The sequence below is a fragment of the Spiroplasma sp. hy2 genome, assembly GCF_044714365.1.
GTDB lineage: Bacteria > Bacillota_I > Bacilli_A > Mycoplasmatales > Mycoplasmataceae > Spiroplasma > Spiroplasma phoeniceum.
Genome location: NZ_RXFZ02000117.1, coordinates 1 through 3329 on the forward strand (window position 1 = coordinate 1; position 3329 = coordinate 3329).

At 25.8% G+C, this 3329-nt stretch carries 4 protein-coding genes; 3 read left to right on the plus strand and 1 reads right to left on the minus strand.

The window, feature by feature from the left end:
• Window positions 1-177: 177 nt before the first annotated feature.
• The 3 genes from ffh (at window position 178) to EHV01_RS04205 (ending at window position 2408) form a co-directional block, all read left to right on the plus strand.
• A complete protein-coding gene (gene ffh / locus EHV01_RS04195; protein ID WP_422066341.1) occupies window positions 178-1536 on the plus strand; it encodes a signal recognition particle protein in 1359 nt (452 codons plus the stop codon).
• A 145-nt stretch (window positions 1537-1681) separates the two neighbouring features.
• Window positions 1682-1834: a hypothetical protein gene (locus tag EHV01_RS04200; RefSeq protein WP_422066342.1), complete on the plus strand. Its 153-nt coding sequence runs from the start codon at window positions 1682-1684 to the stop codon at window positions 1832-1834.
• 166 nt (window positions 1835-2000) lie between these two features.
• Window positions 2001-2408 carry a hypothetical protein gene (locus tag EHV01_RS04205; protein ID WP_422066343.1) on the plus strand — a complete coding sequence of 136 codons (408 nt, stop codon included), beginning with the start codon at window positions 2001-2003 and terminating at the stop codon, window positions 2406-2408.
• 285 nt (window positions 2409-2693) lie between these two features.
• Here EHV01_RS04205 and EHV01_RS04210 read toward each other — a convergent pair whose 3' ends face one another.
• Window positions 2694-3290 (minus strand): DDE-type integrase/transposase/recombinase, encoded by a 597-nt coding sequence (locus EHV01_RS04210; protein WP_423246776.1) that lies wholly within the window; start codon window positions 3288-3290, stop codon window positions 2694-2696.
• Between the last annotated feature and the right edge of the window lie 39 nt (window positions 3291-3329).

Below are 3329 nucleotides of genomic sequence, written 5' to 3' on the forward strand. Positions count from 1 at the left end.
TTATTATTTACCTCCATATATTAAAAATATACCTAATTTTAGGTATATTTTATAAATATCAAGAGTTTTCGACAAAATTAAAGAGAGTTTTCGACAAAATTAAAGTTTTTTTATGTTAATTTTAGTATAATTAATTAATAAGAGTGTATTTGTTATAAAAATTAAAGGAGAAAAAATATGATTGGAGATTTTTTAGCGAATCGATTGAAAAAATCAATTGAAAAAAATATGAAAAAATCAACTTTAACGACTGATGCTATTACTGAAACAATGCGTGAAATTCGATTAGCATTATTGGAGGCTGATGTTAATAATGAAGTAGTTAAAGATTTTATTAAAGTTGTTGAAACAAAAGCACGCGGTGAATATATTCTTGATGGATTAAATGCATCACAAATGATGGTTAAAATTGTGCATGAAGAATTAGTTAATATATTTGGAAAAACAGTTAAAGAATTATCATTTACTTCAAAACCAACAATTGTAATGATGGTTGGTTTACAAGGAAGTGGTAAAACAACCACAACGGGGAAAATTGCTAAGTTAGTTGAAAAGAAATATCACAAAAAACCATTATTAGTTGCTTGTGATATTTATCGACCAGCAGCGATTGAACAATTAAAAACAATTGGAAAAAATTTAAATATTGAAGTTTTTGAGCGCGGAACACAAAATCCAGTAACGACTGCGCAACAAGCAATTACTTATGCAAAAGATAATAAAAATGATGTTATTTTAATTGATACAGCTGGACGTTTACATATTGATGCTGAGTTAATGCAAGAATTAAAAGAAATTAAAAATAATATTACCCCGGATGAAATTCTTCTTGTTGTTGATGGGATGACAGGGCAAGACATTATTAATGTTGCGAATGAATTTAATCAGTTATTAAAATTAACAGGAGTAGTTGTTACAAAACTAGATGGTGATGCTCGTGGTGGGGCTGCTTTGTCAATTACACATTTAACAAAATTACCAATTACTTTTATTGGAACTGGAGAAGGAATGAGTAATTTACAAATCTTTTATCCTGACCGAATGGCTGATCGAATTTTAGGAATGGGAGATGTTCAAACCTTAGTTGAAAAAGCAAAAGATGTATTAGATGAACGTGATATCAAAAAAACAATGAATCGAATGATGATGGGACAGTTTGATTTGCAAGATTTATTAAACCAAATGCGCCAAATTTCAAAAATGGGTAAAATGGGCGGAATTATGAAATTATTACCTGGAATGCCAAAATTAAGTGATGAAAAAATTGCTGATGCTGAACGAAAATTAAAAGTAACCGAAGTATTATTATCATCAATGACAGTGAAAGAACGTCGTGAACCACGATTATTAAAACATTTATCACGAAAAAATCGGATTTTAAAAGGCTCAGGACGAACTGAAAAAGAATATAATGAGCTAATTAATCAATTTGAAAAAACAAAAAAACAAGTTGATGAAATTGCTCGTCAAATTAAATCAGGGCGTATGCCAAATATTCCTGGGATGGGTGGTCTAAGCGGAATGGGTTTTAATTAATCTATTTAAGAAAACTGTTTTTTAAACAGTTTTTATTTTGTGATACAAAATAATGTTGTTTTAACAAAATTATTTCTAAATAATAAAATGACTATCCAAGATTAAACATTATAAATTATTAAAAGTCTTAGAAAAGGAAAAACATATGAAAGAAAATAGCAAAAAATGGTGAATGATTAATTCAACATTAGTTTTAATGGTAACGGTTTTTATCAGTTTTGTTCTGTATGTCTGATATCTTGGTTATTTAAATCCAAGACCACTTGAGTTAGGGACAATGTTACTGACCCCAATTTAAAAACCCTTAAAACTAATGGCTTACATATTCCGAAAAAATACAGATTAAAGAAAAATTAAAACAACAATTTCCTAATTTAAATATTAATAAAATAAAAATTAAAGATAACATTAGTTCTTCATCAGCAACAATTATTTCAAGTGATTTTTCGTTTTATCGAGGATCAGTGATTCTTTATTATACTCTTGATAAATCAATTGCTAATCAAATTGATTTAAATCGACAATATGCTCCAAATAAAACTTGAGTACAAAATCGAGGTTACTGAGGAATGTGAATTAATAATAATATTGCAACAAAACTTGAACAAAATTTAATAAATGCTTTTTTAAGTCCAGTTAATTATACTAATTTACCATTCTATGATCAAAAAGCATTTATTTCTTATGATGAATTATTGTCCTTTTTAGATGAACCAGTTCGACATTCTTGACAACAATTTATCAATCATTATTGTTCAACTTATCAAAATAAATTAAAAGAAATTATTACATTATTTTATAATATTTGTGCTTTTCTTTGAACAAAACAAGAAATTAATAAAGTTTTAAGTTCTGTTATTAGTTATTATTAAAGACGGACAATCTTTAGAAACAAAGGGTTATACAAATTCAAACAACCGGCAAATTGCAATTGCATATGATGCAATAAATTGTAACTATGAAGAGATATGAAAGCAAAATTGGATTGAAGGTGTAATATACCACAGACATTTTGGAGATTTCAACAAAACAAGGAAAAATAATAAAATATATAATTTAAAATGAAAAAATATCATTAAAAATGATAAATATATAAATAAAAATTATAAAATTGGTACACTAAAAAATAGTTTAAATAAAACTTTATAAATTTTAAATTATTTAGTTAAATTATTTAAAAATTCAAATGGTGTCTGAAAATTTAAAGATTTATGCACTCTTTCAAAATTATAAAAATAATAGTAATCATTTAATTTATTTTGTAAACTAACTGCATCCAATATTTTTTCATCAAATACAAATAACTTAGTATAATTTTGATGAAATCTTTCAATTTTACCGTTTGATTGTGGAGAACGAACCGGTGTTGTCTGATGCAAAATATCTTTATCTGTTAAAAATTGAGTAAAAGTAGTTTCTTTAACACTACTTTTTTGATTATTCCGATGACTATTAATAAATTCAGAACCGTTATCAGTTCTAATCCGTGTTATTTTAATACCAAATATTTTTTTAAAATCAATAATTGCTCTTTTAACAGCATCAATAGCATTTTCAGTACATAATTTATCATAAATATAACCGAATACTCCTCTCATTCTTTCATCAATAAAATCATAAACATAATACTTTTTTTCAACTGGAAATTTACTTGGCATAAAATATTTAGCATCCATTTGTAATAATCCTAATTCTTTAACTTCATATCTTGGATGCTGTCTTTTAATTTCTTTAATTTTATTTTTTATTTTTAATCAACGCTTATCTTTTTTAAGTCAACGAAAANNNNTWTT